This window comes from Listeria sp. LM90SB2 (assembly GCF_028867355.1).
GTDB lineage: Bacteria > Bacillota > Bacilli > Lactobacillales > Listeriaceae > Listeria > Listeria monocytogenes_B.
In genome coordinates this window covers 1,765,232-1,786,402 of the sequence record NZ_CP046449.1, presented here as the reverse complement: position 1 = coordinate 1,786,402, position 21,171 = coordinate 1,765,232, and the positions used below count along the sequence as shown (strand labels likewise).

At 37.7% G+C, this 21,171-nt stretch carries 22 protein-coding genes, 1 tRNA gene and 1 pseudogene; 16 read left to right on the top strand and 8 right to left on the bottom strand.

The window, feature by feature from the left end:
- Positions 1–18 precede the first annotated feature (18 nt).
- From GL301_RS08875 to GL301_RS08830, 10 genes are all read left to right on the top strand, one after another.
- Complete coding sequence (locus GL301_RS08875) at positions 19–984, top strand: LacI family DNA-binding transcriptional regulator (protein WP_003726708.1); 966 nt, start codon at positions 19–21, stop codon at positions 982–984.
- Positions 985–1,043: 59 nt separating this feature from the next.
- A complete protein-coding gene (locus tag GL301_RS08870) occupies positions 1,044–2,027 on the top strand; it encodes a Gfo/Idh/MocA family protein (RefSeq protein WP_003726707.1) in 984 nt (327 codons plus the stop codon).
- Positions 2,028–2,147: 120 nt separating this feature from the next.
- Positions 2,148–2,516 carry a GntR family transcriptional regulator gene (locus GL301_RS08865; protein WP_003734650.1) on the top strand — a complete coding sequence of 123 codons (369 nt, stop codon included), beginning with the start codon at positions 2,148–2,150 and terminating at the stop codon, positions 2,514–2,516.
- On the top strand, positions 2,509–3,189 hold the full coding sequence (locus tag GL301_RS08860) for an ABC transporter ATP-binding protein (protein ID WP_003734651.1): 681 nt from the start codon (positions 2,509–2,511) through the stop codon (positions 3,187–3,189). Before GL301_RS08865 ends, GL301_RS08860 begins: the two co-directional genes overlap by 8 nt.
- Positions 3,182–3,955: a hypothetical protein gene (locus GL301_RS08855; protein ID WP_003734652.1), complete on the top strand. Its 774-nt coding sequence runs from the start codon at positions 3,182–3,184 to the stop codon at positions 3,953–3,955. The genes GL301_RS08860 and GL301_RS08855 overlap by 8 nt, the downstream gene beginning before the upstream one ends.
- 42 nt (positions 3,956–3,997) lie before the next feature.
- On the top strand, positions 3,998–5,326 hold the full coding sequence (locus tag GL301_RS08850; RefSeq protein ID WP_003728243.1) for a DEAD/DEAH box helicase: 1,329 nt from the start codon (positions 3,998–4,000) through the stop codon (positions 5,324–5,326).
- Between the two features lie 133 nt (positions 5,327–5,459).
- On the top strand, positions 5,460–8,138 hold the full coding sequence (locus GL301_RS08845; RefSeq protein WP_003728244.1) for a sigma-54-dependent transcriptional regulator: 2,679 nt from the start codon (positions 5,460–5,462) through the stop codon (positions 8,136–8,138).
- A gap of 159 nt (positions 8,139–8,297) precedes the next feature.
- Positions 8,298–8,606, top strand: coding sequence for a PTS sugar transporter subunit IIB (locus tag GL301_RS08840; protein WP_003726629.1), 309 nt, complete (start codon positions 8,298–8,300; stop codon positions 8,604–8,606).
- 69 nt (positions 8,607–8,675) lie between these two features.
- The gene (locus tag GL301_RS08835; protein WP_003728245.1) at positions 8,676–8,978 is read left to right on the top strand and encodes a PTS sugar transporter subunit IIA; all 303 of its coding nucleotides are present in this window, start codon (positions 8,676–8,678) and stop codon (positions 8,976–8,978) included.
- 21 nt (positions 8,979–8,999) lie between these two features.
- Positions 9,000–10,088: a DUF871 domain-containing protein gene (locus GL301_RS08830; RefSeq protein ID WP_003731093.1), complete on the top strand. Its 1,089-nt coding sequence runs from the start codon at positions 9,000–9,002 to the stop codon at positions 10,086–10,088.
- 91 nt (positions 10,089–10,179) lie between these two features.
- Here GL301_RS08830 and GL301_RS08825 read toward each other — a convergent pair whose 3' ends face one another.
- A complete protein-coding gene (locus GL301_RS08825) occupies positions 10,180–10,764 on the bottom strand; it encodes a TetR/AcrR family transcriptional regulator (RefSeq protein WP_010958935.1) in 585 nt (194 codons plus the stop codon).
- Positions 10,765–10,913: 149 nt separating this feature from the next.
- Between GL301_RS08825 and GL301_RS08820 the strand changes: the two genes are divergently transcribed.
- Together GL301_RS08820 and GL301_RS08815 are read left to right on the top strand one after the other, a co-directional pair.
- Entirely contained in the window at positions 10,914–11,582 is a 669-nt protein-coding gene (locus GL301_RS08820) for a class I SAM-dependent methyltransferase (protein ID WP_014929077.1), read from the top strand.
- Positions 11,583–11,672: 90 nt separating this feature from the next.
- A pseudogene (locus tag GL301_RS08815) lies at positions 11,673–12,244 on the top strand (hypothetical protein).
- A gap of 73 nt (positions 12,245–12,317) precedes the next feature.
- On the opposite strand, the gene GL301_RS08810 reads toward GL301_RS08815, so the two are convergent.
- The 5 genes from GL301_RS08810 to GL301_RS08790 all read right to left on the bottom strand — a co-directional run bounded on the left by GL301_RS08810 (position 12,318) and on the right by GL301_RS08790 (position 16,907).
- Positions 12,318–12,389: transfer RNA gene (locus GL301_RS08810), tRNA-Arg, on the bottom strand.
- 128 nt (positions 12,390–12,517) lie between these two features.
- Positions 12,518–13,510, bottom strand: coding sequence for a rod-share determining protein MreBH (mreBH, locus tag GL301_RS08805; RefSeq protein ID WP_003722190.1), 993 nt, complete (start codon positions 13,508–13,510; stop codon positions 12,518–12,520).
- A 217-nt stretch (positions 13,511–13,727) separates the two neighbouring features.
- Positions 13,728–14,987 (bottom strand): MDR family MFS transporter, encoded by a 1,260-nt coding sequence (locus tag GL301_RS08800; protein ID WP_003728251.1) that lies wholly within the window; start codon positions 14,985–14,987, stop codon positions 13,728–13,730.
- 103 nt (positions 14,988–15,090) lie between these two features.
- Entirely contained in the window at positions 15,091–16,323 is a 1,233-nt protein-coding gene (locus GL301_RS08795; protein ID WP_003728252.1) for an aminopeptidase, read from the bottom strand.
- Positions 16,324–16,460: 137 nt separating this feature from the next.
- Positions 16,461–16,907, bottom strand: coding sequence for a flavodoxin (locus tag GL301_RS08790; RefSeq protein ID WP_003728253.1), 447 nt, complete (start codon positions 16,905–16,907; stop codon positions 16,461–16,463).
- A 187-nt stretch (positions 16,908–17,094) separates the two neighbouring features.
- Here GL301_RS08790 and map point away from each other — a divergent pair, with 187 nt between their 5' ends.
- Entirely contained in the window at positions 17,095–17,853 is a 759-nt protein-coding gene (gene map, locus GL301_RS08785) for a type I methionyl aminopeptidase (protein ID WP_003728254.1), read from the top strand.
- A 125-nt stretch (positions 17,854–17,978) separates the two neighbouring features.
- On the top strand, positions 17,979–18,785 hold the full coding sequence (locus GL301_RS08780) for an AAC(3) family N-acetyltransferase (protein WP_003740584.1): 807 nt from the start codon (positions 17,979–17,981) through the stop codon (positions 18,783–18,785).
- A gap of 19 nt (positions 18,786–18,804) precedes the next feature.
- Here GL301_RS08780 and GL301_RS08775 read toward each other — a convergent pair whose 3' ends face one another.
- Complete coding sequence (locus GL301_RS08775) at positions 18,805–19,026, bottom strand: DUF1128 domain-containing protein (RefSeq protein ID WP_003726640.1); 222 nt, start codon at positions 19,024–19,026, stop codon at positions 18,805–18,807.
- An 89-nt stretch (positions 19,027–19,115) separates the two neighbouring features.
- Between GL301_RS08775 and GL301_RS08770 the strand changes: the two genes are divergently transcribed.
- Complete coding sequence (locus tag GL301_RS08770; protein WP_003726639.1) at positions 19,116–19,985, top strand: YihY/virulence factor BrkB family protein; 870 nt, start codon at positions 19,116–19,118, stop codon at positions 19,983–19,985.
- 29 nt (positions 19,986–20,014) lie between these two features.
- Here GL301_RS08770 and GL301_RS08765 read toward each other — a convergent pair whose 3' ends face one another.
- Complete coding sequence (locus GL301_RS08765; RefSeq protein WP_003726638.1) at positions 20,015–20,659, bottom strand: deoxynucleoside kinase; 645 nt, start codon at positions 20,657–20,659, stop codon at positions 20,015–20,017.
- 106 nt (positions 20,660–20,765) lie between these two features.
- Here GL301_RS08765 and GL301_RS08760 point away from each other — a divergent pair, with 106 nt between their 5' ends.
- Positions 20,766–21,146 carry an OsmC family protein gene (locus tag GL301_RS08760; protein ID WP_003726637.1) on the top strand — a complete coding sequence of 127 codons (381 nt, stop codon included), beginning with the start codon at positions 20,766–20,768 and terminating at the stop codon, positions 21,144–21,146.
- The last annotated feature ends 25 nt before the right edge of the window (positions 21,147–21,171 follow it).

Genomic DNA, 21,171 nt, shown 5'->3' with positions numbered 1-21,171 from the left:
GAAAAGGATGCGATTCACGTGGTAGGAATTAAAGATATCGCGAAAAAGGCAGGGGTTTCCATTTCAACAGTATCCTACGCGCTTAATGGCAGCCCGAAAGTGACCGAAAAAACGCGAAAACGAATTATGACCATCGCAAATGAATTGAATTATATTCCCAATATGGCAGCACGAACGTTAAAAACAAGAGAAACAAAAATTATCGGCGTCTATTTAACGAATTACGGCGGGATTTTTTACGGGACTTTACTGGAAGGTTTAACGCAAACGCTATATAAACATGGATATGAACTCATCGCTTGCAGTGGCACGAAAACACACCGATTTTTACCCGAGAAAATGATTGATGGCGCTATTATTTTAGATGCGAATTTCCCGTCTAGCGAAATCATTAATTATGCTAATCGTGGTCATAAATTAGTGGTGCTTGACCGCGAACTTACCCATGAGAACGTGAGCCAAGTCCTTCTAGATAATAAAGGCGGCGCAACGCTAGCAATTGATTATTTATCTACTAATTTTAAAGGTGATTTCTATGTCATTACCGGTCCAGAAGATTCTTATGATGCAAGAGTCAGGCTCGAAACCGCGAAACAAGAACTCGCTCGGTCAGGTGACAAAAAGGTGCATATTATTGAAGGAGACTTTTCCGAAGAAAGTGGCGAAAAAGCAGCAGCCATTATCACGGAAAACTGGAAGGCGCCTGTTTCTGTATTTGCCCTAAATGATAACATGGCTATTGGGATGTATCGTTATTTTGCAGGGACAGATTTGGAAATCGGCAAAGACGTACGAATTATTGGCTTTGATAATACGGATATAAGTGAGTATTTGGTTCCACGTCTTGCTACTATCGAATACTCGAAGTACAAATGGGGCGCAGTTGCCGCAGATAAACTAGTGGAACTCCTTGAAGGTGGAAAAGCTGAAAACGAAATAATCTATACTACTAGAATCAGTGGGCCATCTGTTTCAAACAATTAGTACGCTTTTTTCCTTATTTTAAGGTATACTTAAGATAAAATGAAGGGAGCTGTTGGCTAATGAAACTTGGAATTATGGGAACGAACTGGATTACGGATTCTTTTATTGAAGGTGCTATTAATTCAGGTGAATGGAATCTTACTGCGGTATATTCGCGCACAGAAGAAAAAGCACGCGCATTTGGAGAAAAATATGGGGACTTGACTTATTTCACGGATATAGAAGAAATGGGCAAATCAGATGCACTTGATGCGGTCTACATTGCTTCTCCTAATGCGCTCCATTATCAACATGCGGTTAGCTTACTGAAAAATAAAAAACATGTTATCGTAGAAAAACCGATTTTTTCTACCGTAGCCGAATTAGAGCATGCGCATCAAATTGCTCGCGAAAACAATGTCTTTTTATTTGAAGCAGCGCGCCACATTCAAGAGCCAAACTTCAAACGCCTACAAGAAAACATCGAAAAAGTAGGTACTATTCACGGTGCAACACTAGCGTATATGAAGTATTCTTCCAGATACGATCAAGTTTTAAACGGTGAAGAACCAAACATCTTCTCCTTGAAATTTTCTGGCGGATCCATCGTTGACTTAGGTGTATATCCATTATATTCAGCGATTACACTATTCGGTGAACCCATAAAAGCAACTTATTTTGCCACTAAATTACCAACTGGTGTAGACGGACTTGGACCAATAATTCTCGAATACCCAACATTCAATATTACTATCATTCAAGGGAAAAACTCACAGTCCTTCCTGCCAAGCGAAATTTATGGTCAAAAAGGAACACTAATTGTCGATCCACTTACTGGAATTGAAAAGATTACTTTTTACGACAACGCAACAAAAGAAGAAACAGAGCTTGCTGGTCCAGTTGTAGCCAATGATATGCAATTTGAAGCAGCAGAGTTTGCTAGAATTATCGAACAAAGCGACCGAGATACATATGAATACTTAGCAGACCTAAGCTTGAAAGTATTACGTGTCTCCAACGAACTTCGTCACCAAAATGACATTTGGTTTGACGCAGAAAAATAATTTTGAAGAGCTAGGAAAAGGCTACCATGCTGATTCCTAGTTTTTTTGTGCTTGACAATAAATGAAATCCAAGTGTACTATTTACTTAATACACTAGTTTCGTTTAAAAAGGAGGTAATAATGAATCCGACCTTTCATGCAGATAAACCAATCTATAGTCAAATCTCTGACTGGATGAAAAAACAAATGATTACAGGTGAATGGAAAGGGGAGGATAAGTTGCCTTCTGTTCGGGAAATGGGCGTAAAGCTTGCAGTAAATCCTAATACCGTTAGCCGTGCTTATCAAGAATTAGAACGAGCGGGTTATATTTATGCAAAACGAGGGATGGGATCATTCGTCACTTCCGACAAAGCACTTTTCGACCAATTAAAAAAAGAGTTAGCTGATGAAATTTCAGAACGCTTTTTGGAAGAAGCGAGGAGCATCGGTTTAGATGACCAAGCAGCAATTGAATTACTAATAAAAAGGAGCCGCAACTATGAATGAAAACCTGATTACAATTACGGGATTAACGAAAAAATATCGAAAAAGAAAACCGTTAAATGATATTAACTTATCTCTTCAAAAAGGCAAGATCATCGGGCTTCTTGGTCCTAATGGCGCGGGAAAAACAACTTTGTTAAATGCAATTTCAGGTCTACTTAAACCAACATCTGGGACAATAAACCTAGCTGAGCACAGCAGAATAGCCTATTTACCGAGTGAAGATATTTTACCTAATATGGTTATCCGCGACTATTTTCAAATTTATCGTAGCTTTTTTCCGGATTTTGACCATGAAAAAGCAAAACAAATGATCCATACATTTGGAATCAACGTAAAAGAAAACACCAAATATTTATCCAAGGGCAATGCTGCAAAAGTAATGTTGGCCCTTATTTTATGCCGAGATGTAGACCTTTATTTGCTGGATGAACCATTTTCAGAAATTGATTTGATTTCACGTGATGACCTAATTAAAAGCATCGCGACTTTTCTTAAAGAAGATGCAACACTTGTTGTCACAACGCACTTAATTCAAGATATGGAAATGATGTTTGATGAAATTATCTTTTTGAAACGGGGTAAAATAATCGAACAAATAGACACAGAAACACTTCGGGAAGAATATGGGAAATCAGTGGTGGATTACTATCGGGAGGTATTTGGGCATGCTTAAAGCACACTGGAAATTAGAATGGAACGCACATCGTTACATATTTTTTGCTACTTTTGTTGGTTGGCTGATTTGTTTACTAATTGGACTTTTTTCTAAATTAGGAAATGGCTTATTAGAGCCGCTTGTGATGGAGTCAGACATAGACGGAGTTGTATTCGGGTCTGGCGATGGTGTTTTCATAGCTTTAATAGGCTTCGTTGGTGCCAGTTGGTTACTTATTTGGTTGCTTTTATTTATGGCAGCAGCTCGATCTGGAATTTACGACGAAAACCGCTATTTGTTTTTTCAAACAGAAACACCTATTTGGAAAATACTATTGAATAAATTAATCATCGTCTTAATCGAAACGGCTATTCTAACGGCGGGGGTTATTGTGATTATAATTAGCTTGGCGATAATAGGTGGCGCGGAGATTTCTTTTTCAGTAGGACTAACTATCATTTTTGACACTTTTTTAGCGATAGGACTTAATACTTTTTCTTTCGTCTGTATCCTTTTTCTAGCAACAGCTTTGAGTATGGTGCCAGTCAATGGTTTCCGTGTTGGTTTTATTGGCGCATTAATCTACTTTGTACTAATTAATGCAATTCAAGTATCCATCGGAACAAATTTTTTATCTAAAAGTAGCTCAGAAATCCATTTTTATTATTCCCTTTTTTCAAGTGTTCATTTTAATTTTATCCAGATGGGTTTTAATCTTTTGATGGCTCTTGTTTACTTTTTTCTAGCAACAAAAATTCTAAATAAAAGTGCAGACTTGCAGTAAGCATGGTATGATACAGAGAAGAACTAATAAAGGAGTCGGGTCATGACAGAATCAAATATCCCAAGCTTTTGGGCGGAAAAATGGCAAGAACATGGTTATGAAACGCCAACAGAAATTCAAAGCGCAATGTACCAACCAATCAAAGACGGTGCAGATGTACTTGCAGTATCACCAACTGGAACGGGGAAAACGGTGGCTTATGCACTGCCAACCCTTGAAAAAATAGAGGCAATTCCAAAAACACAATGGCTTGTTTTAGCGCCATCACATGAATTAGTTATGCAAATCACGGAAGTAATTCGTTCGTGGTTGCCAAGTGATGAACTCACAGTAATCTCTTTAATCGGAGGAGCCAATGTCAAACGCCAAATCGAAAAATTAAAGAAAAAACCACAAATTATCGTAGCCTCTCCAGGGCGTGCACTTGAACTAATCAAACAAAAGAAAATTAAAATGCATGAAATTAAAACGATTACGTTGGACGAATGCGACCAATTACTTCGCCAAGAAAATTTTAAAAGCACACTTGAGATTGTTGAAAGTGCTGTTCGCGATCGCCAATTGACACTTGTATCCGCGACAAAACTAGAAAATCCGGACATGTTTTTTGCACAAACAGAAAACACACCAGTAATGCTAGAGGTAACAGCAAAACCAGAAGAATTAACGAATGTGGAACACCTATACATGGATGTGGAATCACGTGATAAAGCTACTTTACTGCGCCGTATTTCGCATATTAAAGACATGCGCGGCTTAGTTTTCGTAAAAGACAAACCACGAATGGAAATTTTGCTAGAAAAACTTCATTACGATAAAGTAAAAGCAGCTGGAATTCACGGCGAAATTCGCAAAGAAAAACGCAAAAAATATCTGGACGACTTTAAAAAAGGCACGTTGACTTATTTAATCGTGACAGATGTAGCGGCTCGTGGGCTAGACATAGAAGATTTACCTTACGTGATTCACTATGACTTAGCAGCAAGTGAAAAAGAGTACACGCACCGTTCTGGACGGACTGGACGAATGGGTAAATCAGGTACGGTTATTACTTTCGCTAACCCACGTGAAATAAGAACATTAAAACAATATTTAACTATCCACAACTTAAAAGGGAAGCAGGTTCGCTTTTATCAAGGGAAGCTTCTTGACGGCGCTGTTCCAGAAAACAAAATTGCCAAAAAAGCATCTAGACCACCAAAACAAGTTCAAAAAGGTAAAAAAGATGACGTGAAGAAACCATTCCGTAAAGACAAACCAACGGAAACTGCTGGGAAACGTAAAGATAAACCAACTAACGCGTCTAAACCGACACGTAATAATAAACCAAATAAATTTAACAAAAAACCAAATAATTTCAAAAGATCTTAAGATGCGCCGAATGTTTTTCTCTCTTGATAGATAGGAAAGCATTCGCGCTTTTTTTAGTTAATTTTTATCGTTGCGAGGATGCTGTTTAAAAAGGTATAATGGAAACATAGAGTTTCAAAAAGGAGTAGAGTAGATGTCTAGTAGAAAAGAAGAAGTCCTCCAACTTCTAAACGAAAAAGAAGAAAAAGTATCTGCTGCAGATGTCGCAGAATTGCTTCAAATGGACAGAGCAAACGCTAGTCGTTATCTAAATGATCTTTTTAAAGAGAAAAGAATAGACAAACTTCCTGGGAAACCGGTATTTTATCAAGCCATTAAAAAAGCGGAAAGAGCTAGCCAACATGCGGGAAATATACAAGAGTCTGCTTTTGGAAGATTGATAGGTTCAGAAGATAGTTTAAAAGTAAGTATTCAACAAGCCAAAGCCGCCATTCTATACCCGCCAAACGGGCTGCACAGCTTAATTCTAGGACGGACGGGTACAGGGAAATCACTCTTTGCTGAATGTATGTATCAATTTGCGAAAGAATCGGAAACTATCCCGGCCGATGCGCCGTTTGTTTCGTTTAACTGTGCCGACTATGCACAAAATCCACAACTTTTATTTGGTCACATTTTTGGGGTAATTAAAGGAGCATATACAGGGGCAGAAGAAACGCGCGAAGGTTTGCTAAAAAAAGCAGATGGCGGGATTTTATTCCTTGATGAAATCCACCGCTTGCCTCCAGAAGGTCAAGAAATGCTCTTTACTTTTATTGATAAAGGGGAATTTCGTCCACTAGGTGAAAGCGCGAATGTCCACCATGCACAAGTCCAAATTATTGGAGCGACAACAGAATCACCAGATAATTTTTTATTAGAAACATTCACAAGACGTATTCCGATGACAATTACCTTACCATCCCTTGCAGAAAGAAATCTGGAAGAGCGTTATCAATTAGTGGAGTTTTTCTTGAACCAAGAAGCTACAAGACTTCACCAATCCATACGTGTACACAGAAAAGCGCTGATTGCTTTTTTACTTTATCATGCAAGTGCGAACGTCGGTCAATTGCAAAGAGACTTAAAACTAGCCTGTGCCAAAGCATTTTTACATTATAAAACCAAAACGGCTAATTATATATTAATCGAACAAGATGACTTGCCTATCCACGTTCAAAAAGGTTTACTCCACTTAAAAGACGAACCAGAAAAATTAAATCGTTTGATTGACGTGAACAAAGCCATTTTTAAATTTGTTGATACGAGTGATGAATTTGTTGAAACAGAAGATGTTCATGATGTTTACCATGCCATCCAAGAAAAAGCAGATCAATTAATGAAAGAAGGGAAGGACCAAAGCGAGTTAGAAGAAGCACTTTATGTTGATGTAGATCAATATTTCCACAACTACATGGTCCAGTTACCAACCCACCAAACTGCCAAAGAAATTATTGCGCCTGCTGTTTGGGAATTAACAGAAAAAGTATATGCCATGGCAGAAGAAAAACTAAATCGCAAATACAACGAAAAAATGAAATTTGCTTTTTCTTTACATTTACAAAGTACCATCGAACGAGTACGGGAACAAAAGCATATCATTCATCCTGATTTAAATAATATTCGCAAAAAATATCCAAAAGAGTTCCAAGTAGCTATTGATTTATCCGCACTGATTGAACAAGAATTAAGCATTGAAATTCCTTTTGACGAAATTGGGTTTTTAACGATGTTCCTGACAGAGGAAGTAGTAGATACGTCACTTTCTCAAGAAAATCAAGTCGAAGTTATTGTGATGATGCATGGCCGTTCAACTGCTACGAGTATGGTGGAGACGGTACAGGAATTACTGAGCATTGAAAGCGGGATTGCTCTTGATATGCCGCTCACTGTTGAAGTAAAAGCGATGTATGAAAAATTAAAACAAACGGTCATTAAGTTAAATCCTGTCAAAGGCGTTCTAATCCTTTCTGATATGGGTTCCCTCACTTCTTTCGGCAACATGCTGACCGAAGAACTGGGAATCCGTACAAAAACCGTTACGATGGTAAGTACACCAGTTGTACTGGAAGCGATGCGGAAAGCTTCACTTGGTCGTGGTTTAGAAGATATTTATCAAAGCTGTGAGCAATTATTTGAAAATAAATATAAAGCACATGTCTTACGCGCTAAACCTGTGAAAAATGCGGTTATCTTCACTTGTTTTACTGGAGAAGGAGTAGCCGAACAGTTGCGTAAAGTCGTAGCACCAATTATTGATGAAACAAAAATTGAAATTATTGTATTACAATTCTTGCATAAAGAAGCTTTTCGGGAGCGAATCGATCAACTCATGGAAGAATATAATATTCTAGCCATCATGGGATCAGTAGCCTTTGAATATCGCGATATCCCATTCTTTAGCGCACTGGAAGTTCTATCAGAAGGTGGGTTAGGGATTGTTTCTAGAATATTAAATGATGAAGTACCTTACGAAAAATTAATCGCTTCATTAGAAGGAAATTTACAAGCAGTAAGCTCTGCTGAACAACTGGTTTACTTTTTACGAAAAGTAATTTCAGAATTGCAATTGCAACTTAATGTTATACTTGAGTCAGGTGTGGACATTGGTATGATTCTACACTTAGCTTTCCTCATCGAACGCGTGAAATTAGGCGCTGTCGACCGGGAATTCCCAGATTTAAATGAATTTGCCAAAAATCATATGGTGGAAATGCAAATTACACAACAAATGATGGAAAACGTAGAAATTGAGTATGATATCGTAATACCGCAATCAGAAATCGCATATTTAACACAGATGATGCTCTCAAACCAGGTGGAAGAAAATTAAGAAAAAGGAATCTGCCAAGTGTGTATTGTCTTACACACTTGGCTTTTTTACTTGTGTAAGCGAAAAACTTTGTAGGCAAGCAACAAAGTAGAAGAAAAGTTGGCACATATCTTGCATATTATATATACGTGCAGCTTTTCAAACTAGGAGGTTAAGTTAATGAATAACATCATGTTAGTTTGTTCGGCCGGTATGTCCACAAGTCTGCTCGTAAAAAAAATGACAGAAGCTATCGAAAAACAACAAGTGGATGCTGCTGTTATAGCAGTTGCAGAAGCTGATTTCGACAAGTACAAAGGCAACGTAGATGTTGTTTTACTCGCACCACAAGTTCGGTTTTTAGAGAAGAATTTGAAGCGAGTACTGGATCCATTAGGTATTCCAGTTGCGATTATTAATGGGATTGACTATGGAACAATGGACGGCGAAAAAGTGCTAAATGATGCACTAGCAATGATTGAGAAATAATCTCGAGTTCGAGACTGCTTGAAGAGGAATTAAACACAAGTTCGATAAATGAAAAAGGATGTGTAAACAATGGAATTAGAACAAACAATTATGCAATTAATCGTACACGGGGGAAACGCTAAAAGTGACGCAATGCTAGCAATCGAAGCGGCAAAAAAAGGGGATTTTGACGCGGCAGATGAGCAAATCAAAAGTGCAGAAGCAGCACTACTTGAAGCGCATCATTCACAAACTTCATTAATTCAAGGGGAAGCACGCGGCGAAAAAGCAGAAGTATCTTTACTACTAGTTCACGCGCAAGATCACTTAATGAACGCTATTACTTTTAAAGATTTAGCCAAAGAAATTATTGATTTATACCGCTCTAAATAAGTTTTTGAAGGGATGATTTAAATGAGAAAATTAGGAATATCCGTATTTCCACAACATGTAGCGCTTGAAGAATCATTGGAATACATTGAAACAGCTGCAAAATATGGTTTTAGCCGTATCTTCACTTGTTTGATTTCTGCTAATGATGAAGCTGAATTTGCTAAATTAGAAACCATTTGCAAACGCGCAAAAGAATTAGGATTTGACGTTATTGCTGATGTTGATCCTACTGTATTTGAATCGTTAAATATCACTTATAAAGAATTAGATCGTTTCAAAGAGCTGGGTCTAGCTGGATTACGCCTAGATTTAGGTTTCTCTGGTTCCGAAGAGGCAGCAATGTCCTTTGATGATACGGACTTAAAAATCGAGCTAAACATTAGTAATGGTACTCGCTACGTTGAAAATATCCTATCTTACCAAGCAAACGTAGGAAATATCATTGGTTGTCACAACTTTTATCCAAGAAAATACACCGGTCTTTCCAGAGAACATTTCTTACGTACGAGTAAACAATTCAAAGACTTAAACCTACGTACAGCGGCATTCGTTTCTTCTAACAGCGGCGAATTTGGCCCTTGGTTTGTTGTAGACGGCGGACTTCCAACAATGGAAGAACATCGCGGAGTGGACATTACTGTGCAAGCAAAAGACCTTTGGAACACTGGCCTGATTGATGACGTCATCGTTGGGAACATGTTCGCTTCAGAAGACGAATTACGCGCTTTAAGCGAATTAAACCGTAATGAATTACAATTAGCAGTAGAGTTTTTAGACGGTGCAACAGACGTGGAAAAAGAAATCGTTTTAACACAAAAACATTTCAATCGTGGCGATGCTTCCGAGTATGTGTTACGTTCAACAATGACGCGTGTTAATTTCAAACAATTCGATTTCCCTGCACATGATACAAATACCATTTCAAAAGGCGATGTGACTATCGATAACGACGGCTACGAACGCTACAAAGGCGAAATGCAAGTAGCACTTCAAGAAATGGAAAACTCCGGCAACACCAATATCGTTGCTCGAATTGTCCCAGAAGAGCGTTATTTACTAGATACCATTCTACCGTGGCAACATTTTAGATTGGTTGAGAAGAAGAAATAATAAAAATTACAAGTTAAAAAACGTCTGCAATCCATTTTTCAATGTTGATTGCAGACGTTTTATTTTGTCGAAAATTAATATGTTGCTTGATTTATTCTTTACATTTCCCAATCAACCCATACAAAAACAACTGCAATATCTCCGCCTGTTTCTCCTCAAGCTCTTCCTCGGGGACTGTGAAACCTAAACCATTAATTGCTTCAATAAAAAGTTGAATAGATTGATCCGAAAGACGGCTATCAATAATTTTTTCTTGCTTGCCGATAGCGATATATTTCATATAAATCTCGTTTTTAAGTACATTAATATTATTCACTAACAGCGTGATAAATTGCGCGTCTTTACTCGCTTCTTGCGATATAAATTTACTTAAAGACAGATTTATTTCTGCATTACAGAGCTGGAGAGCCCGCTCTAATTTTTGCGTGAATGTTCCTTCTGATGCTAAAATTTCTTCCGCTAAAGTAATGGTATCTTGCATAATAATGCTAGCACATTCACCAACAAGCGATTCTTTACTTCCAAAATAATTATAAATAGACACTTGCGAAACATCTGCGAGGGCGGCAATATCTTTAATACTTACATCAGAAAAACCTTGTTCTCCAAATAATGAAAGAGCTGCCTGAATAATTGCAGTCTTCTTTTTTAGCGTTCTTTTTTCATAATTATTCATATCCTAAACACATCCCTAAGCTAATCTTATCTTTAGTAATAATATAACATAGAAACTTTTAATTTGAAATATTAACTAATAAATTTCAATTGTTTTGAAATATAATTAAAATTATTTCAAAACTAAACACCCATGAAAGGACTTTAATTATGATGAAAATAACAAAAAGAAAGAAAATAACACTAATCATTTTGGGAGGTATCATCGGTTTGAGTTTTATTTTATATAAACCATTAATTAACTATTTAAGCGAACAAGCGGCGAATCCGCGTGGGATTATTGGTGAAATCACTACGAAAATATGGTCATCCTATTTTGAAGATTTGAGTAAGTGGACAATTAGTAATACTGAACTAAGCAATGTTACACAGGTATTAGATATTGGTTATGGTGGGGGCTCCAATGTTAAAAACCTAGCGGAGCTAAATAAAAATTGGACTATTTACGGAGTGGATATTTCTGAAGAATCTTATAAAACAGCCACAAATTTGAATAAAAAAGCAATCAATAATGGCAAAGTAGAGCTATCTGTACAAGATGTTGCATCGATGAATTATCAAGCAGGTATTTTCGATGTAGTTTATGCTATACAAACCCATATGTATTGGGATAATCCTAAAAAAGGGTTTGAAGAAATCTATCGGGTAATGTCACAAAAAGGTGTTTTAATAGTGTCGTCTGAAAAAGATAAAATTGATTATCATATGGACGAATATAAAACAACTGCCACACTAACAGTACTCTTAAAAGAAATTGGCTTTAGAGAAGTAGTGGAGAAAGAAAAGGGAAATTGGGTTTTGTATACAATCAGAAAATAATTGCGAGTTATATTATCTTTTGAAATATCTGTTACAATGAATAAAACTCTCTAATACAGAGTCCAATTTTATACATCATGAGGTGAAAACATGTTAAAGCTATACAAAAAAGAACAAAACAAATCTTGTATGCTAAGTACTGGATAAATAATGATAAGGCAATTGTGCACTTCGGTAAAATTGGTAAAGTAGGACAGAAAGAAGAAACCAGCAACTATCTGGAAAAATACAAGAGCAAAGCTGCGTTCCATGAGGCGTTTATTAATCGATTTGTCCCACAAAGTTATAGCGAATATCCTCCAAACGAAAATTTCTGGATATTAATTCAATATCCGCTCAAAAGTTTAACAAGAACAAAACGTGATATTTGGCTGAAAGATCGAGTAACAGATGTTTTAAATGACGATTTGGGGTGGAAAGGTTTAGGGATTGTAGATGGTTTTGACATAGGTCAAACCGCGAATCCTAACAAGCAATTTGCTTTAAATATATTTTGTGTCGTTGTTGATGAAGAAATAGGTATTAAAGTGATTAAATCAGCTCTAAGAAATAATAATTGTGATTATACTAGAGTAAAAATTGCTTCCAGACCATTTTCGGATGATGCTGAATATACGTTGAATTTTTCAGCGAAGAAAAAGGATGTAACTTTTTATGTATGAATAAAGTTTTGAAATAAGAACGATAAAAAATCCGAAAGTCTTGATTTATCAAGTACTTTCGGATTTTTCTGAGCGCCCATACGCGGAATCGAACCACGAACTAGCCCTTAGGAGGGGCTTGTTATATCCGTTTAACTATATGGGCTTATTGTAAAATTATCTGACTCCAGAAAGCCAGACACCAGAAATAAGTTTACCAGAAATAAGGGGTTTCAGCAAGATAAAGAAGCATCTGGCTGCAAGGGTTACCATGCGACCAGATGCTTAATACAATTAATTTTTAGCTAATTTATCTGCAAAAACGAGGGATCTACCTGTGCCAATTGCAACGGATTCCAAAGGACTTGGAGCCATATGTACAGGGACATCTATTTCTTGTACAAGCCAGTCGCGGAAACCTTGAAGTAGGGAGCCGCCACCACTTAAAATAATGCCGCGATCGACAATATCACCACTTAATTCTGGGGGGCAAAGTTCAAGCGTATTCCGAATAGCTTCTAATATACGTTGTAATGTTTCAGCTAAAGCGCTTTGGATTTCCGTAGAGCTTACTTGGATTGTTTTTGGTAAGCCAGTAAGCAAATCGCGACCACGGATATCCGCAGTTTGTGTTACGTGTTCGATCGGCGCATAACCAAGCTCCATTTTAATTCGTTCTGCTGTTGTTTGACCGATTAAAAGGTTGTAATTTTTGCGGATGTATTGAATGATTTCTTCATCCATATGATCGCCACCTGTGCGAATCGAAGTGCTTGAAACCACACCGCCGTATGAAATAATCGCAATCTCACTTGTGCCGCCACCAATATCTACAATTACGTTAGCGACAGGCTCAGCGACAGGTAAATCAGCACCAATTGCAGCTGCAACAGGTTCTTCAATTAAAACGACTGAACGAGCACCAGTTGATCTTACCGCGTCTGAAATAGCGCGGCGCTCGACTGACGTTGCACCAGTTGGGGTACAAACGACCACATTGGGCTTTCTCACACCACTAACTGAAATCCGGCGCATAATCTCGCGCAAAAGTCCGCTCGTTAAATCAAAATCAGCAATAACACCGTCCTTCATTGGTCTTACAGCAGAAATCGAAGTCGGCGTTTTACCAATCATCTCTTTTGCTTCCTGGCCAATCGCAAGTACCGTTCCATCATTCGTATTTAGCGCGACCACAGAAGGTTCATTCAGTATAATGCCTTTTTCTTTACTGTAAACTAAAATATTCGCAGTACCTAAATCAATTCCAATAGTTGTTGTTCCAAACATTCTCACACCTAACTTTCTATTAAAAATAGCGAGTAAATTCTAGGTGTACAACTAACAGTATAGACTTTTTTCACCATATAAGCATTATTTAAACATGGATGAAATGAAAAGGTAATTTAAAATGGCGATATGACAGGTGTTTTCGGTGTTTCGTAAATAAATCGTAAAAAAAGTAATCAAACAAAAACGACTATCCAGAGTAGATAGCCGTTTTTTATTAGGAAACTTGCCGCTGTTTTTCAAATTCTGAATACATATAGTAATAAATGAGCCCGCTAATGAGCGCTAAAATACCAATAATAGTAAATGTCCCAGTATAGCCAATTAAAGTCGAAAGTGTAATCGCAAGTGGAGCAATGACTTTACCCAGCGTATAACGAAGTCCAGCAGCAGAGAAGTACATCGCCCGTTTATCCTCTGGAGCTAACTGTGAAACAAAGGTTTGTTGCAAGCCAACAGTCATCAGTTCCGCGAAGCTAAAGAGAATAATGGCACAAATCGCTCCCCACGGTCCTGTCGAAATACCAAATAAGAAAATCGCAATCGCATAGAGAAAAGAAGAATTCATAAAGACAAATTTTTCTCTAAAATGGCTCATCCAGCGAGTGACAACGACAGTAAGCGCTGCAACAAAGAAGCCATTAATAGAAACAATAACCCCGAACAATTGCTCACCTGTAAAATGAAACGCGAACAAGTTAGAGGCGCCGATAACTTCTTTAATATAGAGCGGGAAAAGTAAATCCAGTTGCATAAACGACTGAGAAACAATAATTCCGGCAACAATATAAAGAAAGAAAATTTTGTCTTTAAAAATAATCTTATAGTTTTTTAGCTGTTCCATTAAAACAGCACCAATACTTTTTCGAACCGCTTCTTTTTGTAAATCAGGATTAACTAAAAGAGGGGCTGTTTCGTGACCAAATTTTTGCAATAAAAATAGTAATAATAAATCCGCACAAACAATTGCAAGTAGTGTTTCTGTCGTGAAATTATAAAATAAAACCGAACCAAGAATGGGGCCAATAACGACCGCAATATTAATCATCATATAGAACACCGAATAAATATGCGTCCGATGCTCAGGAGGAACCACATCGGCAATCATCGCTTGACTTGCTGGCTGATAAAACGCCATAAAAACACTCGCAATCGCGAAACCAGCAAAACTCAAGTAAGGAGAATCCACAACATGAAGTGCACCTATTGCAAAAACAAGAAAACCAAAACCTTCTCCAATGACAGAAATACTCATCATCCGTTTACGACCAAAGTTATCCGCAAAATAACCGCCAAGCAAAGCTGTGAAAACCGCCAAAACTTGCGAAATAATCAGCAAAAGGCTCGTCAGCTCGCGCCCAATACTTTCCGAAAAGTAAATCGTTAGAAAGGGGAAGACCATCCAAAAAGAAATATCGAGTAGTGCTTCCCCAAAAAGCCTTACTTTTAAATTGATGTCCCATGTACTAAATTTCATCCAATGCACCTCGCTCTCTTTTGTAAAAAATAAACAAACGAAAACCCTTGAAAGCCAAAAGCTACAAGGGTTTTACGCAAAAGGCATAAGTTTTAAAAAAGGATTAGAACGCCCAGTCGCCTTTACGGAAAACAGGAACAACTTCACCAGATTCGGTTACACCATCAATGTCCATTTCAGAAGAACCAATCATGAAATCAACGTGTGTTAAACTATTGTTCACACCAGCTGCTTCTAACTCTTCACGAGACATTTCTTCGCCACCTTTAACATTAAATGCATACGCACTACCAATTGCTAAGTGGTTAGAAGCATTCTCATCAAATAGTGTATTGTAGAATAAAATGCCGGATTGGGAAATAGGGGAAGGGTCTGGAACTAGAGCCACTTCACCTAAATAGTGGGAGCCTTCATCAGTCGCGATTAAATCTTTCAAAATTTCTTCGCCGGATGCTGCTTCTACACCTACAATACGACCTTTTTCGAAAGTGATTTTGAAGTCATCGATAATATTTCCTGCATAACTAAGTGGTTTCGTACTAGAAACATAACCTTCCACTTTTAGTTTATCCGCACAACAGAATACTTCTTCTGTTGGCATATTGGCCATAAATTCATGTCCTTTTTTATTCTTACTGCCAGCGCCAACCCAAAGATGGTTTTTTGGAAGACCAATTGTAAGGTCTGTTCCAGGAGCCGTATAATGTAAAGAAGTAAATTGTTTTTCATTTAAACTTTCTGCTTTTGCAGCAAGTGTTTGATCGTGATTTTTCCAAGTTTCTACCGGGTTTTCTGTATTGATACGAGTTGTTTCAAAAATAGCTTCCCAAAGTGTTTCCATTTGTTCTGCTGGAGTTAAATCTGGGAATACTTTTGCTGCCCACCCTTGTGAAGCTGCTGCAACAACTGTCCAACTTACAACATTTGCTTGCATTAACTCGCGAAACTCGCTCATTGCACCACCCATTGTTTTCTGGAATGTCGCAATTTTGTTGCTATCCACGCCGTTTAGTAAATCCGGATCTTCGGAAGTGATGGAGATAAAACAAGCGCCTTCTTTGGCAAGTTCTGTTTTTTCTGCAACACGGTGAACCGGAGCACTTTCAAAAACGCGTAGTGGAGCATTTTTGTAACGTAATGCGCCTAATTCTTCATCGCGCCAATCCATAATGACATCCTCTGCACCAACTTCAAAAGCATATTTGGAAATAAGGCGAACAAGTGGAGCCGCGTCAACTGGAGCCATAATTACCACTTTCTGTTCAGGTTGGACATTTACCCCAACTTTTACAATCAATTCTGCATACTTTTCTAACTTTTCACTAAATACTGTCATAATTAATCACTCCAATCTTTTTATTCAATACGAGAATTGTATCTCAATTAATGAGGTAAAGCAACCACTACGCTACTGTTTTCGCTATTTTTAAATAAATAAAAAAGCAAGTCCGAAAAAGAGGACTTGCTTTCGAATTATCCTTTTAATACATCCACAAATGTTTTTGCGTAACTTTCCGCGCGAACAACATCTTCTTCATCTGGATCAAGGTCTACTTTAAGCCCAGCAACAGGAACGGTCGCACCTTGCTCTTTTAGACGAGTTTCAATTAAATCAACTGTTAAACAGTATTCATCATAAAAAGTATCACCGGAACCGAAAGAAGCGCAAACTTTGCCACTAAAATCAACGTCCGCCATATCTTCATAAAAATCAACGAACTCATCAGGAAGCTGACCATCATCGTATGTATAACCACCGATTAGAGCGCCATCATATTCTAGTAAATCTTCAGGATCAACTGAAATACATTCTTCAATTTCTACTTCGATATCGTATTTTTCTAATTCTTCACCTAAAATGTCGGCAATTTCTTGTGTATTACCAGTCATGCTGGCATAAACGATCATCACTTTTGTCATTTTGCATCACCATTTTCTGAATTTTTTATTGTTTAAAATGGCACAAACCAGCCCACCATTTTTTAACTGATACATTCTATTATAAATGTCTTCAGAAAAACTGCAACCTTTTTTCCAGATTACTTTATTTCTAAGGGGTTTCGAGCTATAATAGTAAATAGTGGAAATTTTAGGAGGGAATGAAAAGATGATCACACTCAAATCAAGACGCGAAATCGATGAGATGAAAGCAGCAGGGAAAATCCTTGCCGATACGCATAAAGAACTTAAAAAAATTATTAAACCAGGTATTACTAGCTGGGATTTAGAAGTATTTACAGAAGAATTTTTACGTAAAAATGGCGCGACTCCAGAGCAAAAAGGCTTTGAAGGTTATGAATATGCTATTTGTGCAAGTATTAATGACGAAATTTGTCATGGCTTCCCGCGCAAACAAAAGCTTAACCAAGGCGATATTATTACAGTAGATATGGTCGTGAATTATCGCGGTGCACTTGCTGATTCTGCTTGGACTTATGCCGTAGGTGAAGTGCCAGATGATGTGAAACATTTAATGGATGTAACGCATAAAGCACTTTATTTAGGGATTGAACAAGCACAAGTTGGCGCACGAGTTGGCGATATTGGTCATGCTATTCAAACATATGTAGAATCAGAAAATCTTGCTGTTGTACGTGAGTTTATTGGTCACGGCGTTGGACCAACTTTACATGAAAAACCAGATATCCCACATTACGGTACAGCTGGCAAAGGACCTCGCTTGAAAGAAGGCATGGTTATTACAGTGGAACCAATGGTCAATATGGGTGCTTGGAAAGCCAAAATGGACGATAATGGCTGGACTGCTAGAACTGTTGATGGCTCTTTGTCTGCGCAATATGAACATACTTTTGCAATCACAAAAGATGGTCCAGAAATTTTAACGTATCAAGGCGAAAACGATTAATTAAACTATTTAGCCAGATGCATTTAGAACAGAATGCAAGTAAAAGCACAAGTTTCACACAGCTGCTTTTAGTTTGTCGTTTTTTTCTAGGCATCTGGCTTTATTTTTAGAGGCGGTGACATACAATGGGAGAAAAAATGGCTATCTGGCGAACAAAAAAGCCAGCAACAAAACAAAAAATCGTGTCGGACCTACAAGAATCGGGTATTAAAAAAGGAGATACGATTATTTTTCATGCCTCCATGTCAAAAGCACACTGGATTTGCGGTGGTCCAGTTACCGTTATTTTGGCATTGCAAGAACTGGTTGGTGAATCAGGCAATATAGTAATGCCCGCTCAAACAGGTCAATTAAGTGATCCTGCAAAGTGGGAAAATCCGCCAGTTCCTGAAAGTTGGTGGAAAATAATTCGCAGAGAAACACCGCCATTTGATCCGCTTGTAACACCAACTCGTGGAATGGGTGTCATTGCCGAAACATTTCGTACTATGCCAGATGTTGAGCGAAGTTTTCATCCATACCATTCGTTTTGTGCTTGGGGAAAAGATAAAAAACAAATTCTTGCCAACCAGCCACTTGCGAAAAGCATGGGAGATGAATCGCCGCTAGGGAAAATGTATCAACTTGATGCGAAAATTATCTTGTTCGGGGTAGATAATAATAACAATACATCGCTTCATTTAGCGGAAGAACGCTCCAATGTATTTCCGCTCATCGAAAACCAGGCAGCTTTTCTAAAAAATGGCGAAATCATTTGGGAGAAGTATCAGGAAATTGATTATAATAGTGAAGTGTTTATCGCGTTAGGTCGCGCTTATGAGAAAGAACGTGACTTTCACCCAACGACGATTATCGGAGCGCCGACGAAAATTTATGATATGCGTGATTTAGTGGATTTTGGTACCGATTATTTCCAAACAAAAAACCACTAAAAAGTGGCTGGAATTTGTTTTATTTGCGAATCCGGCGTAATTCTTCTGCAAATAATTGCATCTCACGCGGGCTGAAATTGGATTTACGTTTAATTAGCTGATAAATATCGATAAGTGCGTTATAATCAACAGAGTCAAGCTCCAGATTTTCAAAAACACCAACATTCACCATTTTTAGTTTCGTTGTAATTTCGGTTAACATAAAATTCAAGTTTTCCTGTGAAGGGGTTTCAAGATTCATCTTTTTGCTCCTTTCAAGCTAATAGACAAAATTTTACCATAGTAGAAGAAAAACTTCCAGACGAATGACTAGAACAGGGGGCCTTATCAGTGTGGAAAAAAGTAGTTAAATATACAAAGAAAAACGGGATTGTTCAAATTGGCCAAACAGTAAGTGCGAGAGTAGGTCGAAATGATGTTTCAGGAAATGCAGCACAGTTAGCTTATTATATGCTGTTTTCGATTTTTCCAATGCTCTTAATCGCGGCAACATTACTTGCCTATCTTCATATTGATAAAGATTCCGTTTTTAATATGATTAAAGAATTCGCGCCAGACCAGATTATGGACTTTTTAGAAGAAAATTTAAATAACTTACTAACGCAGAAAAATGGCGGATTACTTTCTATCGGGATTATCGCGACTTTATGGTCGGCCTCGAATGGCATGAATGCGGTCATGAAATCGCTCAATAAAGCGTATGGCGTAACCAATAAGCGAAACTACGTCGTGCAACGATTATTATCGATGTTTTTCACACTCGCAATGCTTGCGACAGTAGGGGCAACCTTGCTATTACTTGTATTTGGACAACAAATAGGGATGTTTTTAATTAATCATTTGAATTTCTCGGAAGACTTTCTTAGCTTTTGGAATAATCTTCGTTGGACCGTTACACTCATCGTTATTTTTGTCGTATTTACCTTTTTATATTGGGTCGCACCAAACCGGCGCAGTACGTTGATTAGTGTTCTACCTGGAGCGCTTTTTTCAACAATCGGTTGGACAGTTGCTTCGCTAGGTTTTGCGTATTACGTAAATAATTTCGGCAACTATTCAGCCACATATGGCAGTATCGGTGTAATTATTATTTTAATGTTATGGTTTTATTTGACCGGCATTATTTTGATGATTGGCGGGGAGCTTAACGCTACACTGGCGATTCGGAAAAAGAAAAAAGAATTAGGCGAAATCAATTAAAAAAACGCTAAAACAGCAAAAAGCCTGTTTTAGCGTTTTAATTTTTCATGAATAAGTTGCATGACATAATCTGCGTCATTTGGTTGATTAATATCTATTTCGTCGATATTAATAACAAGGGTTTCACTCTTATCATAAGACTCAAACCAGCTGTCATAACGACTATGCAGATGCTTGTAATAGTCAAGTAAACCTGGATTATCAAAGGTTTGTTCATAAGGACGACCACGGAGAGCAATTCGGCTCAATACAGTGTCTAAACTTCCTCGCAAATAAATCAACAAATCAGGCGCTTTTTTCGGCATATAAGCAAGTTCTTCCATCATATTGTCGAGTAAATCAAGGTATGTATCCATCTCAGGCTCCGAAATGTTACCTTCTTCAAAATTAATTTGCGTAAAAAGCGCGTCCTCGTATATGCTTCGATCAAGCACATTATTTTGATCCGTTAACGCAGCTTTAATACTACGAAAGCGGGTATTTAAAAAATATATTTGTAAGGCAAAAGCCCATCTTTTTGGGTCTTCATAAAACATTTCAAGGATGCGGTTATCCTTAATGCTTTCATAAAATGCCTTAGTTCCGAGTTCATTTGCGATTAGCTCTGTATAGCTACTTTTCCCAGCACCAATCATTCCTGCTAAAACAATCACTTTATTTCCTACTCCTTCCATAACATGAGTAGCCTCCTTTTTTGGTCGACTATCTGTTCATTATACTACTAATTTGCTTAATAAGGAGATTTTTTGTACGATAAAAGAGAAGAAATGAGGGATAACCATGACAAAACCATTAAAGCTAGTTTATACCGAAAATGGGTTTGACACAGGAAGTTTTTTAATCGATGACAAACTGACCGAATATTCACCAGCGGATTTGATGTTAATGTCTATTGCCAGTTGTAGCGCCATTGTTTTTCGTAACATTTTAAAGAAAAAACGAGTAAACTTTACCGACTTATGGGTAGACGCCACAATGGAACGCATCCCAGAAGAAGAAAATCGTATAAGCGCGATACATCTTCATTTTAAAATAACCGGTGCTGCCTTGGATCCAAAAGCACTTGAAAAAGCATTAAAATTAACACCGAAATACTGTTCGATGGTTCGTTCTGTCGAAAAAAGCATCCTTGTCGATGAAAGTCTTGAAATCATGCCATAAACTACTGACAAGCTGCTGTTTTTTT